16 protein-coding genes and 1 pseudogene are annotated in these 17,066 nt (G+C 72.9%); 7 read left to right on the forward strand and 10 right to left on the reverse strand.

The features are described from left to right. Positions 1–14: 14 nt before the first annotated feature. From rnc to recG, 7 genes are all read right to left on the reverse strand, one after another. On the reverse strand, positions 15–821 hold the full coding sequence (rnc, locus tag ACF1A1_RS22770; protein WP_392002223.1) for a ribonuclease III: 807 nt from the start codon (positions 819–821) through the stop codon (positions 15–17). A 19-nt stretch (positions 822–840) separates the two neighbouring features. Beyond that, positions 841–1,014 (reverse strand): 50S ribosomal protein L32, encoded by a 174-nt coding sequence (rpmF, locus tag ACF1A1_RS22775; RefSeq protein ID WP_003951102.1) that lies wholly within the window; start codon positions 1,012–1,014, stop codon positions 841–843. 2 nt (positions 1,015–1,016) lie between these two features. Next, positions 1,017–1,661, reverse strand: a complete 645-nt coding sequence (locus ACF1A1_RS22780) for a YceD family protein (RefSeq protein WP_392002225.1) — start codon at positions 1,659–1,661, stop codon at positions 1,017–1,019. A 160-nt stretch (positions 1,662–1,821) separates the two neighbouring features. Then, a complete protein-coding gene (locus ACF1A1_RS22785) occupies positions 1,822–2,886 on the reverse strand; it encodes an ATP synthase F0 subunit B (RefSeq protein WP_392002418.1) in 1,065 nt (354 codons plus the stop codon). Positions 2,887–2,986: 100 nt separating this feature from the next. Continuing rightward, positions 2,987–3,466, reverse strand: coding sequence for a pantetheine-phosphate adenylyltransferase (gene coaD / locus ACF1A1_RS22790; protein WP_392002419.1), 480 nt, complete (start codon positions 3,464–3,466; stop codon positions 2,987–2,989). A 26-nt stretch (positions 3,467–3,492) separates the two neighbouring features. Next, positions 3,493–4,077, reverse strand: a complete 585-nt coding sequence (rsmD, locus tag ACF1A1_RS22795) for a 16S rRNA (guanine(966)-N(2))-methyltransferase RsmD (RefSeq protein ID WP_392002227.1) — start codon at positions 4,075–4,077, stop codon at positions 3,493–3,495. A gap of 92 nt (positions 4,078–4,169) precedes the next feature. Continuing rightward, on the reverse strand, positions 4,170–6,386 hold the full coding sequence (gene recG, locus ACF1A1_RS22800) for an ATP-dependent DNA helicase RecG (RefSeq protein ID WP_392002229.1): 2,217 nt from the start codon (positions 6,384–6,386) through the stop codon (positions 4,170–4,172). A 166-nt stretch (positions 6,387–6,552) separates the two neighbouring features. On the opposite strand from recG, the gene ACF1A1_RS22805 reads away from it, so the two are divergent. Next, positions 6,553–8,418, forward strand: a complete 1,866-nt coding sequence (locus ACF1A1_RS22805) for an HSP90 family protein (RefSeq protein WP_392002230.1) — start codon at positions 6,553–6,555, stop codon at positions 8,416–8,418. Beyond that, positions 8,418–11,384: a tetratricopeptide repeat protein gene (locus ACF1A1_RS22810; protein WP_392002231.1), complete on the forward strand. Its 2,967-nt coding sequence runs from the start codon at positions 8,418–8,420 to the stop codon at positions 11,382–11,384. The genes ACF1A1_RS22805 and ACF1A1_RS22810 overlap by 1 nt, the downstream gene beginning before the upstream one ends. 189 nt (positions 11,385–11,573) lie before the next feature. On the opposite strand, the gene ACF1A1_RS22815 is transcribed toward ACF1A1_RS22810, so the two are convergent. Then, the gene (locus tag ACF1A1_RS22815; RefSeq protein ID WP_392002232.1) at positions 11,574–13,262 is read right to left on the reverse strand and encodes a DAK2 domain-containing protein; all 1,689 of its coding nucleotides are present in this window, start codon (positions 13,260–13,262) and stop codon (positions 11,574–11,576) included. Positions 13,263–13,519: 257 nt separating this feature from the next. Between ACF1A1_RS22815 and rpmB the strand changes: the two genes are divergently transcribed. The 4 genes and pseudogenes from rpmB (at position 13,520) to ACF1A1_RS22835 (ending at position 14,883) form a co-directional block, all read left to right on the forward strand. After that, positions 13,520–13,705, forward strand: a complete 186-nt coding sequence (gene rpmB / locus ACF1A1_RS22820) for a 50S ribosomal protein L28 (protein WP_003993230.1) — start codon at positions 13,520–13,522, stop codon at positions 13,703–13,705. A gap of 112 nt (positions 13,706–13,817) precedes the next feature. Further along, positions 13,818–13,955, forward strand: a complete 138-nt coding sequence (locus ACF1A1_RS22825) for a hypothetical protein (RefSeq protein WP_392002234.1) — start codon at positions 13,818–13,820, stop codon at positions 13,953–13,955. A gap of 234 nt (positions 13,956–14,189) precedes the next feature. Then, a pseudogene (locus tag ACF1A1_RS22830) lies at positions 14,190–14,412 on the forward strand (BTAD domain-containing putative transcriptional regulator); the annotation flags it as partial. A 291-nt stretch (positions 14,413–14,703) separates the two neighbouring features. Further along, complete coding sequence (locus ACF1A1_RS22835) at positions 14,704–14,883, forward strand: hypothetical protein (RefSeq protein WP_392002235.1); 180 nt, start codon at positions 14,704–14,706, stop codon at positions 14,881–14,883. On the opposite strand, the gene thiD is transcribed toward ACF1A1_RS22835, so the two are convergent. Then, positions 14,855–15,664 (reverse strand): bifunctional hydroxymethylpyrimidine kinase/phosphomethylpyrimidine kinase, encoded by an 810-nt coding sequence (gene thiD, locus ACF1A1_RS22840; protein ID WP_392002236.1) that lies wholly within the window; start codon positions 15,662–15,664, stop codon positions 14,855–14,857. The genes ACF1A1_RS22835 and thiD overlap by 29 nt on opposite strands. Next, complete coding sequence (locus ACF1A1_RS22845; RefSeq protein WP_392002238.1) at positions 15,661–16,626, reverse strand: thiamine-phosphate kinase; 966 nt, start codon at positions 16,624–16,626, stop codon at positions 15,661–15,663. The genes thiD and ACF1A1_RS22845 overlap by 4 nt, the downstream gene beginning before the upstream one ends. Positions 16,627–16,832: 206 nt before the next feature. Here ACF1A1_RS22845 and ACF1A1_RS22850 point away from each other — a divergent pair, with 206 nt between their 5' ends. Continuing rightward, positions 16,833–17,066 (forward strand): Lrp/AsnC family transcriptional regulator, encoded by a 234-nt coding sequence (locus ACF1A1_RS22850; RefSeq protein WP_013000441.1) that lies wholly within the window; start codon positions 16,833–16,835, stop codon positions 17,064–17,066.

The raw sequence follows: 17,066 nt of genomic DNA on the forward strand, positions 1-17,066 counted from the left end.
GGACGGGCCGGGTGCTAGGCGGAGGCGGACTCGGGGTCCGGGCTGCCGTCGACGGCCTGGACGGCCTTGGCCGCCTTGGCCCGCTCGTCCGCCGCGGCCCGGATGGACCGCCACGCGGACTCGGCGGCCTGCTGCTCCGCCTCCTTCTTGCTGCGGCCGGTGCCGGTGCCGTACGAGACGCCTCCGACGCGGGCGGCAGCAGTGAAGGTCTTCTCGTGGTCGGGGCCGGTCTCCGTGACCAGGTACTCGGGGACGCCGAGTCCTTCGGTCGCGGTGAGCTCCTGGAGGCTGGTCTTCCAGTCCAGGCCGGCTCCGAGGTTCGAGGACTTCTCGATCAGCGGGTCGAACAGGCGGTGCACCAGTTCGGAGGCCGCGTCGAGGCCCTGGTCGAGATAGACCGCGCCGATCACCGCTTCCAGGGTGTCGGCGAGGATGGACGCCTTGTCCCGGCCGCCCGTGCCCTCTTCACCGCGGCCAAGCCGGATGAAGGAGCCCAGGTCCAGGCCGCGACCGACCTCCGCCAGCGCGCGCGAGTTGACCACCGCGGCCCGAAGCTTGGCCAGCTGGCCTTCGGGCAGATCGGGGTGGGTGCGGTACAGCGTGTCCGTGACGACGAGGCCGAGCACGGAGTCCCCGAGGAACTCCAGCCGCTCGTTCGTCGGCAGACCGCCGTTCTCGTACGCGTAGGAACGGTGGGTCAGCGCGCGCACCAGAAGGGCGGACTCGACGTGGTAGCCGAGCCGCCCTTCCAGAAGCGTGTGGGACGAGGCCGTGTTGTCCGCCTTCTTCCTGGCGACTGATTCCGCCTTGGCGTCAGACATGAAGCCTCTCACCAGCCGCTCAGACCTCGAGGACCTGGCGCTTGTTGTAGGTGCCGCAAGACGGGCACGCGATGTGCTGCTGCTTGGGCTCGTGGCAGCGCTCGCACGCAACCAGGGTGGGGACCGCAGCCTTCCACTGCGACCGGCGGTGGCGCGTGTTGCTGCGCGACATCTTCCGCTTCGGAACAGCCACGGCTACTTCTCCTGCTTCTCGTCGACGCCCGCTTCGGCGCCGCTCATCTCGTCCTTCTCGCCGTCTTCGAGTGAACCGGCGAGTCCCTGCAATGCCGCCCAACGGATGTCGACGGCGTCGTGGTGGTGGTCCGGGTCGTCCGCGAGCCGCTCTCCGCACTCGGAGCACAGGCCCGGGCAGTCTTCCTGGCACACCGGCTGCATCGGCAGTGCGAGCACCACCGCATCGCGCAGCAGAGGTTCGAGGTCGAACATTCCGTCCTCGAGGAAGAGCCTGTCCTCGTCGTCCTCGGCGTCGTCGTCGGGATCCGCTTTGACACGGCCCCGCTCGTCGGCGTCAGGGTACGAGAACATCTCCTGGAAGTCCGTTTCGAGCTCCAGCCCGACCGGCTCCAGACACCTTACGCACTCCCCCTCGGCCCGTGCACGGGCGGTGCCTGTGACGAGCACACCTTCCATGACCGACTCGAGGCGGAGGTCCAGCTCCACCGGGGCGCCTTCCGGCACTCCGATGACCCCCTGGATACCGAGGTCCCTGGGGGCGTCGATCGTGCGGGTCAGGCGCTGCAGCGCGCCAGGACGCCGCCCCAGCTCGTGTGTGTCGAACACGAGAGGGTTGCGGTGGTCGAGGCGGGCGTTCAGGGCCATTCCTGCTTTCGATCTTTCCGAACTCTGGGCACTGCCCTTCGGTGTTCCGGGCAGCGGTGATCGCGGGCGTATACGGAGTCGGCGAAGCGCACACGCGACCGAAGAGCCAGGATACTGGAGCATTCGCTCACAGCCCAATCCGGTGCTCCCGCCCCGGCCGTTACAGGCCGCGGCCCTGTTCGTAGGCGCGCAACTGCTCGGCGCTGATCATGCCGGTGTCGAAGAGACTGGTCTCGTCGAGGGCGTACGCCTGGGGGTCCTGCTGGGGCTGCTGCGGCTGCTCCGCGGCCTGGTTGGGGTCGTAGGGGGCCTGCTGGGTGTCGTAGCCCTGGTAGGCGTAGGGGTCGGCCTGCTGGTAGCCGTACGGGTCCTGTTGGCCGCCGTAGGTCTGCTGCTGGTAGCCGCCCGCGTAGGGGTCCTGCTGCTGGTAGCCGTAGGCGGGCTGGGCGGCCTGCTGGTCGTACCGCTGCTGGTGCTGCGCGGGCTGCTCGGCCGGGCTGTCCTGCTCCGCGAGGCCGGCGAGGTCGGCGAGGTAGTCGGCGTCGGAGGAGTGCTGGAAGGTCGTGGTGTCGTCGGCGAGGGCGCCGAGGTCGTCGCTGGCGATGCGTCCGTGCAGCTTCTGCCGGCCGCGGCCGACGGCGTCCAGGGTCTTGGCCAGGACCGCCTCGAAGGCGCCCAGCTTGGCGTCCACGTAGGCGTCGGCGTCGCGGCGCAGGGTCTCCGGGTCGTGGCTGCGCTCGGGGGCGTCCTCGTCCTCGTAGCCCTGCTCGTCCAGACCGGGACCGGTGCCGAGGAGCTTCTCGCGGCCGCGGCCGACGGAGCCGAGGGTCTTGGTGAGGACGACCTCGAAGTTGGCGAGCTTGGAGTCGACGTAGTCGTCGGCCTCGGCGCGGATCTCCTCCGCCTCCTTGCGGGCCTCGGCGAGGATGCGGTCGGCCTCGGCCTGGGAGCGGCGGGCGATCTCGGTGTCGGAGATCAGGGAGCCGCGCTCGGCGTGCGCGGTCTCGATGATCCGCTCGGCCTCCTGGCGGGCCTGCTCGACCATCTGCTCGCGGCCGCCGATCAGCTCCTGGGCCTGCGCGAGGGAGTCGGGCAGGGCCGCGCGCACCTCTTCCAGCAGGGCGAGCAGTTCGGCGCGGTTGATCACGCACGAGGCCGACATCGGCATGGATCGGGCACTGGAGACCGCTGAGACGATCTCGTCGAGCTTCTTCTGCACGTCCACCGGTTTGCTCGCCACTCTCTACAGCTGTGTTGGAGACGGACGGGACGACTGTACGGCCATGAGGTGCCGGCCGGACAGCGGCTGACGGGCCGTCAGGAGGTCAGTCGCTCCTCAGGCGCTCGGTGAGCGCGTCCAGCACGATCGGCGGGACCAGGTGGGAGACGTCCCCGCCCCAGGTCGCGACCTCCTTGACCAGGGAGGAGGAGAGGAAGCTGTAGGTGGGGTTGGTGGGGACGAAGAGCGTCTCGACGCCCGAGAGGCCATTGTTCATCTGGGCCATCTGCAGCTCGTAGTCGAAGTCGCTGACCGCGCGCAGGCCCTTGACGATGGCCGGGATGTCGCGCTGCTTGCAGAAGTCGACGAGGAGGCCGTGGAAGGCCTCGACCCGCACGTTCGCGTACTCGGCGGTGACCCGGCGGATCAGGTCGATCCGCTCGTCGATCTCGAACAGGCCCTTCTTGGACTTGTTGATCATCACCGCGACATAGACCTCGTCGTAGAGGCGGGAGGCGCGGGAGATGATGTCGAGGTGTCCGTTGGTGATCGGGTCGAACGACCCGGGACAGACGGCGCGGCGCACTTGTGATCCCTCGCTCTCCGGTCCGGTCATCGTGCGTCTTCGCACGTAGAGGCGGCGCGACCGTACCAAAACGTTCCCTCGCCGTAGCGACGGGACCGGATCGCTGCGAAGCCGTCCGGCCAGCCGAAGGTGCCGCCTCTGGTGCTGCGCTCCACGGTGACGAGGGCTTCCGGCGCGAGCCACCCCTCTGTGCGGAGTGTGAGCAGAATCTCCCGGAGATCGTCGTCGGAGACGGCGTACGGCGGGTCGAGGAAGACGAGGTCGTACGGCTCGGCCGGGGGCGTCTGGATGATCTGGCGGGCCTTGCCCGCGCGGACCTCGGCGCCGGGCAGGCCGAGGCTCTTCACGTTCTCCCGGACGGTGCGGACGGCGCGGGCGTCCGCCTCGACGAGCAGGACGTGCCCGGCGCCGCGGGAGAGGGCCTCCAGGCCCACGGCGCCCGAGCCCGCGTACAGGTCGAGGACGCGTTCGCCGTCGAGGGGGCCGCCGAGGAGTGACTGCCAGGTGGAGAAGAGACCTTCGCGTGCGCGGTCGGAAGTCGGGCGGGTGCCGGTCCCTGGCGGGACGGCCAGGCGACGTCCGCCGGCCGCGCCGGCGATCACGCGGGTCATGTCCTGGGTCCTTGTCGGTGTGCTCGGATGGCTCGGGCGCGGTGCCCGAACGGCTCGGACGGTGTGCCCGAGCGGTGACCCCTCCCAGTCTGTCAGCCCTTCTCCAGGTACTGCTCCCTCTCCTCGTCCAGCAGTGCGTCCAGGGCCGTCCGCAGGCCCGGGAGGCCGGCCAGCTCCGGGTCGGCGGCGACGACCGCGGTGGCCTCCTCTCGGGCCTCGGCGATGACCTCCTCGTCCTCGATCACGGCGAGCACGCGCAGGCTGGAGCGGGCGCCGGACTGGGCCTGGCCCAGGACGTCGCCCTCGCGGCGCTGTTCGAGGTCGATGCGGGAGAGCTCGAAGCCGTCGAGGGTGGAGGCGACCGCGTCGAGCCGCCGTCGGGCCGCGCCGTCCTCCGGCATCTCGGTGACCAGGAGGCAGAGGCCGGGTGCCGAGCCACGGCCGACCCGCCCTCGCAACTGGTGGAGCTGGGAGACGCCGAAGCGGTCGGCGTCCATGATCACCATCACGGTGGCGTTCGGGACGTTCACACCGACCTCGATGACGGTCGTGGCGACCAGGACGTCGGTGTCACCGGCGGTGAAGCGGCGCATCACCGCGTCCTTGTCGTCGGGCGGCATACGGCCGTGCAGGACCTCGACCGCGAGGCCGCGCAGCGGTCCCTCGGCGAGTTGGCCGGCCACGTCGAGCACGGCGAGCGGGGGGCGCTTCTCGGCCTCGTCCTCGGGGGACTTCTTCTTGCCGGCCTTCTTCGGGTCGTCCTCCTCGTCGCCGATCCGGGGGCAGACCACGTACGCCTGGTGGCCCTTCGCCACCTCCTCGCGGACCCGCTCCCAGGCGCGCGCCAGGAAGTGGGGCTTGTCGGCGGCGGGCACGACATGGCTGGCGATGGGCGAGCGGCCGGCCGGGAGCTGGTCCAGGACGGAGGTCTCCAGGTCGCCGAAGACGGTCATGGCGACCGTGCGCGGGATGGGCGTGGCGGTCATGACGAGCAGGTGCGGAGGCTGCTTTCCCTTGCCGCGCAGGGCGTCGCGCTGCTCGACGCCGAAGCGGTGCTGCTCGTCGACGACGACGAGGCCCAGGTCGTGGAACTGGACCTTGTCCTCGATCAGCGCGTGGGTGCCGATGACGATGCCGGCCTCTCCGGTGACGAGGTCGAGGAGCGCCTGCCGTCGCGCGGCCGCCCCCATCGACCCGGTGAGCAGCACCACCTTGGTGGCGTCGTCCGCCCCGCCGAGCATTCCGCCCTCGGCCAGCTCGCCCATCATCTCCACGATCGAGCGGTGGTGCTGCTGGGCGAGCACCTCCGTGGGCGCGAGCATGGCGGCCTGACCGCCGGCGTCGACGACGGCGAGCATGGCGCGCAACGCCACCATGGTCTTCCCGCTTCCGACCTCACCCTGCAACAGCCGATGCATCGGGTGCTCCGTCGCCAGGTCGTCGAAGATCTCCTTCGACACCTTCCGCTGGCCCTCGGTGAGGGTGAACGGGAGGCGGTCGTCGAAGGTGGCGAGGAGGCCGTCGGGGCGGGGTCTGCGGGGGACCGCGGGGAGCTGGGCGTCGGCATGGCGGCGGCGGGCGAGGGCCACCTGGAGGACGAAGGCCTCGTCCCACTTCAGGCGGGCGCGGGCGTCGGCGATGTCGGCCTTGGTGTGCGGGCGGTGGATCTTGAGGAGGGCCTCCGGGAGGGAGACCAGGCCGCGGCCCTCGCGGAGGCCGTCGGGGAGGGGATCGACGGCCTCCTGGGCGCTGGGCAGGACCGTCTGGATCGCCTTGCCGATCTTCCAGGACTCCAGCTTGGCGGTGGCGGGGTAGATCGGGATGAGGGCACCCGCCCATGTCTCGACGGTGTCGCCTGCGTCGTCCGAGTCGCCGCGCAGCAGTTCGTAGGCCGGGTGGGCCAGTTGGAGGCGGCGGTTGAAGACGGAGACCTTGCCCGCGAACATCGCGCGGGTGCCCGGCAGGAGCTCCTTGTGGGGCTTGTGGACGCCGTGGCCGAAGAAGACCAGCTGGAGGCGGCCGCTGCCGTCGGTGATGGTGACCTCCAGGCGCTGGCCCTTGCCCCGGGGTGCCTTGGCGGAGGCGAAGGTGTGCAGGCGGGCGTCGGCGACCATGGCGACCACCGTGACGTGCTCGTCCAGGGGGAGGTCGGCGAGGTGGGTGAGCTGGCCGCGCTCCTCGTATCTGCGCGGGTAGTGGTGCAGCAGATCGCCGACGGTGTGCAGGCCGAGGTGCTCGGCCATCACCTTCGCGGTCGGTGGGCCGAGCACCTTTTTCAGTGGTTCTTCGAGTGCGGGCACGAGATCCATTGCACACCACGCCACTGACAATGCCGGATACGTGTCTTGAAACCCCTGGTCAGACGGCTCGTTCGGGCTCTAGGATGGCGCGCTCCGGCCATCCCCGCGGTCACCGCCCCACCGGGACCGCCCGACCCCGCGCCGCCGGCCCTCCCCAGTCCGCGGTGCTGCAGCGATGGACTCCCAGACCTCACAGTCATCCCAGGCATCACCGTCACCTCATACGTTCCAGGTCGACCTGCGTGGTCTGGTGGACCTGCTGTCCCATCACCTCTACTCCAGTCCCAGGGTGTACCTGCGCGAGCTGCTGCAGAACGCCGTGGACGCCGTCACCGCCCGGCGGGCCGAGGAGCCCGACGCACCGGCGCGGGTGCGGCTGTTCGCGTCGGACGGCGGGCTGCGGGTGGAGGACTCCGGTGTCGGTCTCACCGAGGCCGACGTGCACGACCTGCTGGCCACCATCGGGCGCAGTTCCAAGCGGGCGGAGGGGTTGCAGGAGGCCCGGTCCGACTTCCTCGGTCAGTTCGGCATCGGACTCCTGGCCTGTTTCGTGGTCGCCGAGCGGATCCGGGTGGTCAGCCGCAGCGCCCGTACGCCCGGCGCGCCGCCCGTGGAGTGGACGGCCCGGGACGACGGCTCGTACACCGTGCGGACGCTGCCCGACGCGGAGCGCCCCGAACCGGGCACGACCGTGCACCTGGTGGCGCGCGCGGGGGCCGCGGAGTGGCTCTCCGAGCAGCGGGTGCTCCAGCTGGCGCGGGACTTCGGCTCGCTGCTGCCGTACGACGTCCGGGTGGGCGACGAGGCGGTCACCGACCTGCCGGCGCCCTGGGACCGGGCGTACCCCTCCCCCGCCAACCGGCGGGTGGCGCTGGCCCGGCACTGCCATGAGCTGTTCGGTTTCACGCCGCTCGACTCGATCGAGCTGAACGTGCCGCTGGCGGGGATCCGCGGGGTGGCGTACGTGCTGCCGGCGGCGGTCAGTCCGGCCCAGCGGGGGAGCCACCGCGTGCACCTGAAGGGCATGTTGCTGACCGAGCGGGCCGAACAGCTGCTGCCCGACTGGGCGTTCTTCGTGCGCTGCGTCCTGGACACCGACAGCCTGCGGCCCACGGCCTCGCGCGAGTCGCTGTACGAGGACGAGACGCTGGCGGCCGTGCGGGAGGCGCTGGGCGAACGGATCCGGTCGTGGCTGACGGGTCTCGCCGCCGGTGACCCGGAGCGGCTCGGTGCCTTCCTGGCCGTGCACCACCTGGGTGTGAAGTCCCTGGCGCGGCACGACAAGGAGATGCTGCGCACGATGCTGCCGTGGCTGCCGTTCGAGACGACCGACGGGCGGCTGTCGCTGGAGGAGTTCGCGCAGCGGCACCCGGTGGTGCACTTCACGCGGACCGTGGAGGAGTACCGGCAGGTCGCGCCGATCGCGTCCGCGCAGGGCGTCGGGGTGATCAACGGCGGTTACACGTACGACAGCGAGCTGATCGAGGCGCTGCCGTCGGTGCGGCCGGGGACGGTGGTCGCCGAGCTGGACGCGGACACCGTGACCGCGCACCTGGACGCGGTCGATCCGGCCGAGGAGCTGGCGCTGTCGGGCTTCCTGGCGGCCGCGCGGGCGAGGCTCGACCCGCTGGGCTGTGACGTGGTCCTGCGCGCCTTCCACCCCCTCTCCGTGCCCGCGCTGCACCTGGACGACCGGGCGGCCCGGCACGAGCAGGCGCGGGCGGAGGCGGAGGCGCGGGCGGACGACCTGTGGGCGGGCATCCTGGGCTCGCTGCGCGGCAGCGCCCCGCGCGCGCGTCTGGTGCTCAACCACCTCAACCCGCTGATCCGCAGGATCAGTTCGCTGAACGACCCGGAGCTGATCGGCACCGCCTCGGAGTCGCTGTACGGGCAGGCGCTGCTGATGGCGCAGCGGCCGCTGCGCCCCGCGGACTCCGCGCTGCTGAACCGCGCGTTCATAGGCCTCCTGGAATGGGCCACACACAGGGAGCACGGGGAGTCCGCACACGGGGAGTCCGCACAGGGGGAGGACGGCCACTGATGACCGAGATCACGGACTTCGACTCGCTCCGCCGGGCGATGGCGGAGAACTCCGAACAGCCCGAGGGTCCGGCCCGCAACGCGCGCGCGGAGCAGCTGCTCGTGGAGGCCGAGAAGCTGAACGTCCCGCTCGCCGTGATCGAGGCGCTCGGACACCAGCTGAAGGTCTACAACTACAGCTCCGAGAAGGACAAGATGTTCGTCCCGTTCGCGCGCCTGCTGCGCATGTGGGACGAGCGGCCCGAGGACTTCGACGAGTACGAGACGCACTCGCTGCACTGGGTCTTCAAGTGGATGTCGGCCGGCATGCTCGACCAGCCGCACATTCCGCTGGCGTCCGTGGAGAAGTGGCTGGGCGAGATGGAGCACCGCTACCGGCTCGCCGGGCACTCCGAGCGGGCGGTGCGCAGCGCCGAGTTCAGCGTCGCCGCGCACGTCGGGGACGTGGCGCGGGCCGAGCGGGCGTTCGCCGCCTGGCTGGCCGCCGACCGCGACACCATGGCCGACTGCCACGCGTGCGAGCTGCACGGGCAGGGCTGGTGGCAGGCGGAGCGGGGCCGGGACGCCGAGGCACTGGAGGTGTGGGCGCCCATCCTGGAGGGCGCGTACACGTGCGCGCACGAACCACACACCGTGCTCGCGTCCTCCCTGGTGCCGCTGCTGCGCCTCGGGCGCCTGGAGGAGGCGCGCGCCCACCACCTGCGGGGCTTCCGGCTGGTTCGGGCCATGGAGAGCATGCGGGGCGCGTACGCCGACCACGTGGAGTTCTGCGCGCTGACCGGCAACGAGGCGCGGGGCCTGGAGCTGCTCGCGGAGCGGCCGGCGTACTTCACGGACGAGGGGCATCCGCGCAGCAAGCTGGAGTTCCTGAGCGTGGTGGCGCTGCTCATGGAGCGGCTCTCCGCGCTGGGCCTCGGCGGTCAGCGGGTGCCGGGGCCGGCCGGGCGGCCGTGGACCGCGGACGGTCTCGCCGCCCACGCGCGCGGGGAGGCCCTCGCGCTGGCCGCGCGTTTCGACGAGCGCAACGGCACGTCGCACGTGAGTGAGCGGGCACGCGCGCGCATGGCGCAGCGGCCGCTGGTGGAACGGCTGCCGCTCGGGGTGCGGGCGGTGCGGCCGGCGGCCTCGGTGGCCGTGCCTCCGGCTCCGGTCCAGCAGGCCGCCGAGCCGGAGCTGTCCGACCTGCTCGCCGAGGCGCGGCGGCTGTCCGACACCCTCCAGCCGCACGCCGTCGAGGCGTGGGCGGCGGTGGCGCGTGCCGCGGAGGGCGCCGACCTGGACGCCCGGGACCGCGCGGAGATCGTCGACCACGAGGCGATGGGGCTCGGCCCGCGGGGTGCCGAAACGTTCGAGCGGGCCGCGGAACTGTACGCGGAGGCGGGTGACCCGGGCGAGGCCCTGGCGGCACGCGCGCGTGCCGCGTACGTCCGCGCGCTCGACGGGGACGTCGACGAGGCGCTCGCGGCGGTCGCCGGCCCCTACGACCAGGTCCTCGCGCTGTACGCCGAGGGCGGCACGCGGATCCCGCAGGCGGCGGGCGTCCTGATGGGCCGGGCGCGGATCCTGATGCGGCGCGTCCACGACACCGACGGGCCCGTGGCGCAGGAAGTCCTGAAGGAGGCCGAGGCGGCCGTACGGGAACTGCTGGCGCTCGTCGAGGGGCGCACCGGGGACGACGTACGGCTCGCCGCGCGGATCGCCGAGGGGCACGCGATGCTCGCGGAGCTGGCGGCGCAAGCGGGGGACGCGGAGGCGGGCGCGGAGCTGTTCGCGCGGGCGGCGGCGGAGTTCGTCGCGGCGGGGCTGCCGTGGTTCGCCGTGGAGTACGAGGCGCGGCTGGCCGGGCTCGCACACCACCTGGGCGACCTGGTGGGGGCGGAGCGGGCGCTGCGGGCCGCCCTGGAGCACGGTGGCGCCCACCTGGAACCGGTCGGGCGCGCGCAGCTGCATCTCCAGCTCGCCGAGGTCGTCGGAGGCCGGGGACAGGCGCAGGAGGCCGCCGAGCACGCCCTGGAGGCGGCGCACTGGGCCGACGAGGCGGGCGAGGGCCCGACGTTCGGCGCGTGGGCGCGGCACCAGCTGGGCGGGTTCCTGGTGCGGCAGGGCCGCTGGGCCGAGGGCGCGGAGGTGCTGGAGTCGGCGCTGACGGACCTGAGCGCCGAGACGCACGGCGACGGGGTGGTCGTGCAGACGCAGTGGTGGCTCGGTGACTGCCTGAGCGAGCTCGGGGAGCACCGGGCCGCCGCCGAACGCCGGCTCCAGGCCGCCGAGATCGCCCGCCACTGGCCCGAGCAGCACGACCACGCCACCCTGGCGCACCTGGCCGCCGAGTCCCTCGGCCACGCGGGGCTGCCCGTCGACGCGGACCGGGCCTACGCGCGCGCGGGCGAACTGTGGCGCTCCCTCGGCAACGTCCACGGGCTGGTCCGCTCCCTGCGGGCCCGCGCGTGGCTGGCGCTGCGCATGGACGACGGCGTGGACAACGGCACGGACGCGGCACGGGAGCTGATGACGAGCGCCGTCGAGGAGTGCGCGGACGCGCTGGGTGCGACGGACGACGAGGAGGCGCGTGTGCGGCTCGTCGCCGAACTGGGTCACACGCACCGCCAGTTCGGGGACCTGCTCGCCCGCTCGGCCGCCGAGGACGCCGACGACGACTCCATCCGGGCCGCGCTGGAGGAGGCCCTGTGCCAGATGACGGAGGCGGTCGCGGTCTTCGTCTGCCTGGAGGACGGCGCCCTGCACGCCCGCACCGGCGCCGAACTGGCCGCCGGCTGGCTGGAGACCGACCTGGGACGCCCGGCGCAGGCGGCGGCACGCGCGCGTGCGGTGCTGCGGGCGTACGCGGACGCGGAGGCCGACGCCGACGCCGACTTGGACGGCGGCGGGAGCGACGAGACCGTACGGGCTCGGCGGGCGGAGGCGGAGCAGCTGTTGCAGGTGGTGGAGGAGCAGGAGGATCGTTGAACGAATCCCCTGCGGGCGGCGGGGGTCGTTGAACGAGTCTCTGGGCGCGCGGACCGATCGTTGAACGAATCCGGGTGGGCAGGACGATCGTTGAACGAATCTCCTGTTGGCGGGCGGATCGTTGAACGAACCCCCATGTACGCGGGGATCGTTCAACGATCCCCGCCGCCCCTCAGCCTCCCTCTCCCCCTACTCCACCCCGATCAGCAACAACGCCCCCTGCCGCCCACCCCGGTACACGACCGTGTCGACCGCGAGGTAGGCCTCCCGCACCCGCGCCTCGAGACGCTCGGCGACGCCTTCGGGGGCCTCGTCGCCGAGGACCAGGGTGACGAGTTCCCCGCCCGCCGCCAGCATGCGGTCCAGGACGGTCTCCGCGGTGGCGGTGACGTCGGCGCCGATGACGGCCACGTCGCCGTCGATGAGCCCGAGGACGTCGCCGGCCTGGCAGATGCCGGCCATGGTCCACGACTGGCGCTCGGCCACGGCGACCTCGGCGTACCGGGTGGCGCCGGCCGCCGAGGTCATCGAGACGACGTCCTCGTCGAAACGGCGGTCCGGCTCGTGCACCGCGAGCGCGGCGATCCCCTGGACCGCCGACCGGGTCGGGATCAGGGCCACCCGGATGCCCTCGGAGCGGGCCTGCTCGGCCGCCGCGGCCGCCGTGTGGCGCAGGTCGGCGTCGTTGGGCAGCAGCACGACCTCGCGCGCGTGGGCCCGGCGTACGGCCTCGACGAGTTCGCCGCTCGCGGGTGGCTCCCCGGGGCGCGCGAGGACCGTGGTCGCGCCGGCCTCGGTGTACAGCCCGGCCAGGCCCTCGCCCGGCACGACGGCGACGACGGCCCGCTGGGCACGCTCGCGGGGCGGACGTTCGCCACCGCGCGCGTGCACGTCGTCGACGCCGAAGTGCGTGATGCGGATCCGGTACGGCCGGCCGGCCTCGACGCCCGCCTCCACGGCGGCGCCGGCGTCGTCGACGTGCACGTGCACGTTCCACAGGCCGTCGCCGCCGACCACGACGAGCGAGTCCCCGAGCGCGTCGAGCCGCTCCCGCAGCCGGTCCACGGCCGCGTCGTCGGCCTCCAGGAGATAGATGACCTCGAAGGCGGGGCCGCCGCCCTCGGTGGCATCGGCGCAGCGGTCGCCGTCGACGGCCTCCGCCTCGACGGGCGCCACGCGCGCGTAGGCACCCGCGTCGGAGGCGGCGGAGTCCCCCGGCCGCTCCCCCGTGAACGTCTCCACCAGCGCCGCGAGCACCGCCACCAGCCCCCGCCCACCCGCGTCGACCACCCCCGCGCGTGCCAGGACGGCCAACTGCCCCGGGGTCGCGGCGAGCGCCGCGCAGGCCCCCTGGTAGGCCACCCGGGCGACCGTCGCGCAGTCGCCCTCGGCTCCTCCCGCCGCGTCGGCGGCGGCCGAGGCGACCGACAGGACCGTGCCCTCGACGGGGTGGGCCACGGCCTGCCGGGCGGAGTCGGCCGCGTGCCGCAGGGCCAGCCGCAGCCCCTCCGCGTCGGTGCGAGGGGCAGCACCCTCGGCGAGCACCTGGGCCATGCCGCGCAGCAGCTGGGCGAGGATCGTCCCGGAGTTCCCGCGCGCGCCGATGAGCGCGCCGTGCGCCATCGCGTGCGCGGCGTCGGCGAGGGAGGGGCTCCCGGCGGGCGCCGAGCCGGCCTCGTACCCGGCGAAGACGGCCTCGACGGCGGTCGCCGCCGACTCGACGGTCAGGTAGAGGTTGGTCCCGGTGTCCCCGTCCGCGACGGGATAGACGTTGATCGCGTCGATCTCCTCGCGCGCCCGTCCGAGCGCGCGCAGCGCGAGGCCGCACCAGGTGCGCACCGCGAGAGCATCGAGGAATGTCTGCGGCACCTGTGGCACCTGCGCCTCCTTGAGCTGCTGGACTGGGACGCAGCGTAGACCTTGGGCGGGTGTCCACCGGAAGAGGGACGGGACCGGGGCCCTGAGCAGCCATGGTAGTTTCGTTGTACTGGCGCAGTCGTTGTATGCTGCTCCGGTTGCCCGATCCTGATCGGGCTATCCCCCCTGGCAACGCCACTCAGATCTTTGATCCTACGATCGTGATCCCGGCCTGCCGGGTTCAACCGTAAGTGCATCTGAAGTCTTTGGAGTGACCCGTGGCTGCCAACTGCGACGTCTGCGGCAAGGGGCCGGGCTTCGGCAACAACATCTCGCACTCGCACCGCCGTACGTCCCGCCGCTGGAACCCGAACATCCAGCGTGTGCGTACCGTGGTCGGCGGGACGCCGAAGCGCGTGAACGCTTGCACCTCGTGCATCAAGGCCGGCAAGGTCTCGCGCTGACGCACAGCTAAGCGCGCGGCCACTGCTGGTTCGCTGCATTGAGCCGGTCCACCTCAGGTGGGCCGGCTTTCTGCTGTGCCCCGGCGACCGGACGGCCTGCCAGACTCCGGCCATGCGCTTCGGCATCCTGGGCCCCCTCGACCTCCGCACCGACGACGGCACCACCTCGACCCCGGCGGCCCCCGCCCGCGCGCCCTGCTCACCCTCCTGCTGCTCGACGCGGGCCGCGGCGTCTCCGTGGGACGCCTGACCGAGGGCCTGTACGGCGCCGAGCCGCCCGCCGGGGCCGCCATGCCAACGCGGTGCAGTCCCAGGTCTCCCGGCCACGGCGCCGTCCGGCCCCGCACACCGAGATCGGGGCGGGCCCCGGCGGGTACCGGATCGGTGCCCGCCCCGACAGCGTCGACGTGCACCGCTTCGAGCGGCTGGCCGCGGAGGGACGTACCGCCCCGCCGCCGGCGATCACCCGCAGGCCGCCGTCCGGCTGCGCGAGGCCCTCGCCCTGTGGCGCGGCCCGGCACTGCCCGATCTGCCGGACGCGCACACCGAGCGCACCCCGCTCGACGAGCTGCGGCCGGCCGCCGTACAGGATCGGATCGAGGCGGATCCCGCGCTCGGGAGCGGGCCGGAGCCGGTGCCGGAGCTGCGGGCGCTGGCATCCGCTCGGCGAGCGGCTCTACGGGCAGCTGACGCGGGCCCTGCAAGCGGCCGGGCGGCCCGCCGAGGCACTCACCGTGTACGAGGAGGCCCGACGCACCCTCGCGGCGGCCCCACCACCTGGGCCTCGACCGCGCCGGCCGCCTCTCCAGCGAGCCCGGCCGCGCGGTGGCGATCGGCACCTACGACGGCGCCCCCACCGGGCGAGCGCCCTGCTGGTCTTTGGGTCCGGTGGTCTTTGGGTCCGGTGGTCTTTGGGTCCGGTGGTCTTTGGGTCCGGTGGTCTTTGGGTTCGGGCAGCTGTCGTACGACCACCGGGACGTCGCCGCGCAGAAGAAGATGTGCAGAAGAAGATGTCCGGCGACGCGGGCCCGTTCTTCGCCCCGCCGACCGAGCGGCGCATCCGCAACCGGGACCGCAGGTACCGGCCGCTCAGCTCGCCGCTGCCGGCGGGCTTCTTCAAGAGGCTCACCGAGAAGGCGGCGACGGACTTCAGGCTCCGGGCGTACCCGGCCGCGTGAGGGCCCAGCCGTGGTCCACCGGGCCGATGCCCCCGCCCAGCGCGAATCCGGCCGCGATCGCCCCGGTGACGTACTCCTTGGCCGCCGCCACCGCCTCCGGCACGGTCTGCCCCTTCGCGAGCCGCGCCGCGATCGCCGAGGCGAGGGTGCAGCCGGTGCCGTGGGTGTGCCGGTTGTCGTGCCGGGGCGCGCGCAGCCAGTGCTCGGCGGTGCCGTCGGTGAGCAAGTCCACGGCGTCACCGGGGAGATGACCGCCCTTGACGAGCACCCACCGGGGCCCGAACGACAGCACGGCGGCCGCCGCCTCCCGCAGCTGCTCCTCCGACTCGACGTGGACGCCGGTGAGTTGGGCGACCTCGTCGAGGTTCGGGGTGGCGATGGTCGCGACCGGCAGCAGCTTCGTCCGTACGGAGTCCAGCGCCGAGGCCGCCAGCAGCGGGTCCCCGTGCTTGGAGACGCCCACCGGGTCGACGACGGCCGGAGCGTCCGTACCGGCGATCAACTCGGCCACCGTCTCGACGAGTTCGGCGGAGGCGAGCATCCCGGTCTTCACGGCCTGGACGCCGATGTCGTCGACGACGCTGCGGTACTGGGCCCGCACCGCCGCCGCGGGAAGCTCCCAAGCGCCCTGCACGCCCAGGGAGTTCTGGGCGGTGACCGCGGTGACGACGCTCATGCCGTGCACGCCGAGCGCGAGCATCGTCTTCAGGTCGGCCTGGATGCCCGCGCCCCCACCGGAGTCGGAGCCGGCCACCGTCAGCACACGGGGAGGCGCGCTCATGACTCGATGTCCCCGAAGTGGTCCCAGCCGCCCTTGGTGGTCCAGGGCGCTCCGTCGACCGTCACCTGGGGCAGGGCGGAGGGATTGAGGACCTCGCCGATCACCTTCCAGCGGGCCGGCAGCTTCACGTCCGGCGGGAAGGTCGCCACGATCGCGTGGTCCTCTCCGCCGGTCAGCACCCACTGGATGGGATCGACGCCGACGGCCTGCCCGATGTCGTTCATCTGCGACGGGATGTCGATCGCGCCGGACCGGATGTCTATACGGACCTTGCTGGCCTCCGCGATGTGCCCCAGGTCGGCGATCAGCCCGTCGCTCACGTCGCACATCGCGGTCGCGCCGAGCGCGGCGGCCGCCGGACCCGCGTGGTACGGCGGCTCGGGGCGGCGGTGGGCCTCGACGAAGGCACGCGGCGAGCGGAAGCCGCGGGAGAGGACCGCGTAGCCGGCGGCGGACCAGCCCAGCCAGCCGGTCACCGCGACCAGGTCGCCGGGCTGGGCGCCGCCCCGGGTGATCGGCTCCTGGTTGCGCAGGTCGCCGAGCGCGGTGATCGACACCATGATCGTGTCGCCGCGGACGACGTCACCGCCGACGACCGCGGCGCCGGCCACCTGGCACTCGTCGCGCAGGCCGTCCATCAGCTCCGTCGGCCAGGTCACCGGCAGTTCGGCGGGCACGACCAGGCCGAGCAGCAGGGCGGTCGGCACGGCGCCCATCGCGGCGATGTCGGCGAGGTTCTGGGCGGCTGCCTTGCGGCCGACGTCGTAGGCGGTGGACCAGTCGCGCCGGAAGTGCCGGCCCTCCAGCAGGATGTCGGTGCTGGCCACGACCCGCCGGTCGGGCGCGGCGACCACCGCGGCGTCGTCGCCGGGGCCGACCCGCACCGCCGGGGTGGTGGTGAGACGGGAGGTGAGCTCCCTGATGAGCCCGAACTCCCCGAGCTCACCAACAGTGCCCTTCATCGCCCTTGCTCCCCTTCTGTCCCTGTCCGTGCCCGGTCGCGCGTCACCAGTGTCCTCGATACGGTCGAGATGACCGCCGACTTCCCTCGTGCCCGTACCCCGGCGCGCGAGCCGTGGTCCCCGCAGGTCTCCCCGCGGCGAGCGGCGACGCGATACCGTGGCGTTCCTTTTCCCCACATGATCCTCGTGGCCGCCCTGGAGGTTCCGTGGTACAGGCGTACATCCTGATCCAGACGGAGGTCGGCAAGGCGTCGACCGTCGCCGAGACGATCAGCAAGATCCCCGGGGTCGTCCAGGCCGAGGACGTGACGGGTCCCTACGACGTGATCGTGCGGGCCCAGGCCGACACGGTCGACGACCTCGGCCGCTTGGTGGTGGCCAAGGTCCAGCAGGTGGACGGGATCACCCGTACCCTGACCTGCCCGGTCGTGCATCTGTAG

It is taken from the genome of Streptomyces sp. NPDC014995, from assembly GCF_043080745.1.
Taxonomy (GTDB): domain Bacteria; phylum Actinomycetota; class Actinomycetes; order Streptomycetales; family Streptomycetaceae; genus Streptomyces.

Bases quoted from the DNA above. Each gene is read 5' to 3' on its own strand.
- ACF1A1_RS22805 (WP_392002230.1), top strand. From the start codon at position 6,553: ATGGACTCCCAGACCTCACAGTCATCCCAGGCATCACCGTCACCTCAT.
- ACF1A1_RS22810 (WP_392002231.1), top strand. From the start codon at position 8,418: ATGACCGAGATCACGGACTTCGACTCGCTCCGCCGGGCGATGGCGGAG.
- ACF1A1_RS22825 (WP_392002234.1), top strand. From the start codon at position 13,818: ATGCGCTTCGGCATCCTGGGCCCCCTCGACCTCCGCACCGACGACGGC.
- ACF1A1_RS22780 (WP_392002225.1), bottom strand. From the start codon at position 1,661: ATGGCCCTGAACGCCCGCCTCGACCACCGCAACCCTCTCGTGTTCGAC.
- ACF1A1_RS22845 (WP_392002238.1), bottom strand. From the start codon at position 16,626: ATGAAGGGCACTGTTGGTGAGCTCGGGGAGTTCGGGCTCATCAGGGAG.
- rsmD (WP_392002227.1), bottom strand. From the start codon at position 4,077: ATGACCCGCGTGATCGCCGGCGCGGCCGGCGGACGTCGCCTGGCCGTC.
- rnc (WP_392002223.1), bottom strand. From the start codon at position 821: ATGTCTGACGCCAAGGCGGAATCAGTCGCCAGGAAGAAGGCGGACAAC.
- recG (WP_392002229.1), bottom strand. From the start codon at position 6,386: ATGGATCTCGTGCCCGCACTCGAAGAACCACTGAAAAAGGTGCTCGGC.
- thiD (WP_392002236.1), bottom strand. From the start codon at position 15,664: ATGAGCGCGCCTCCCCGTGTGCTGACGGTGGCCGGCTCCGACTCCGGT.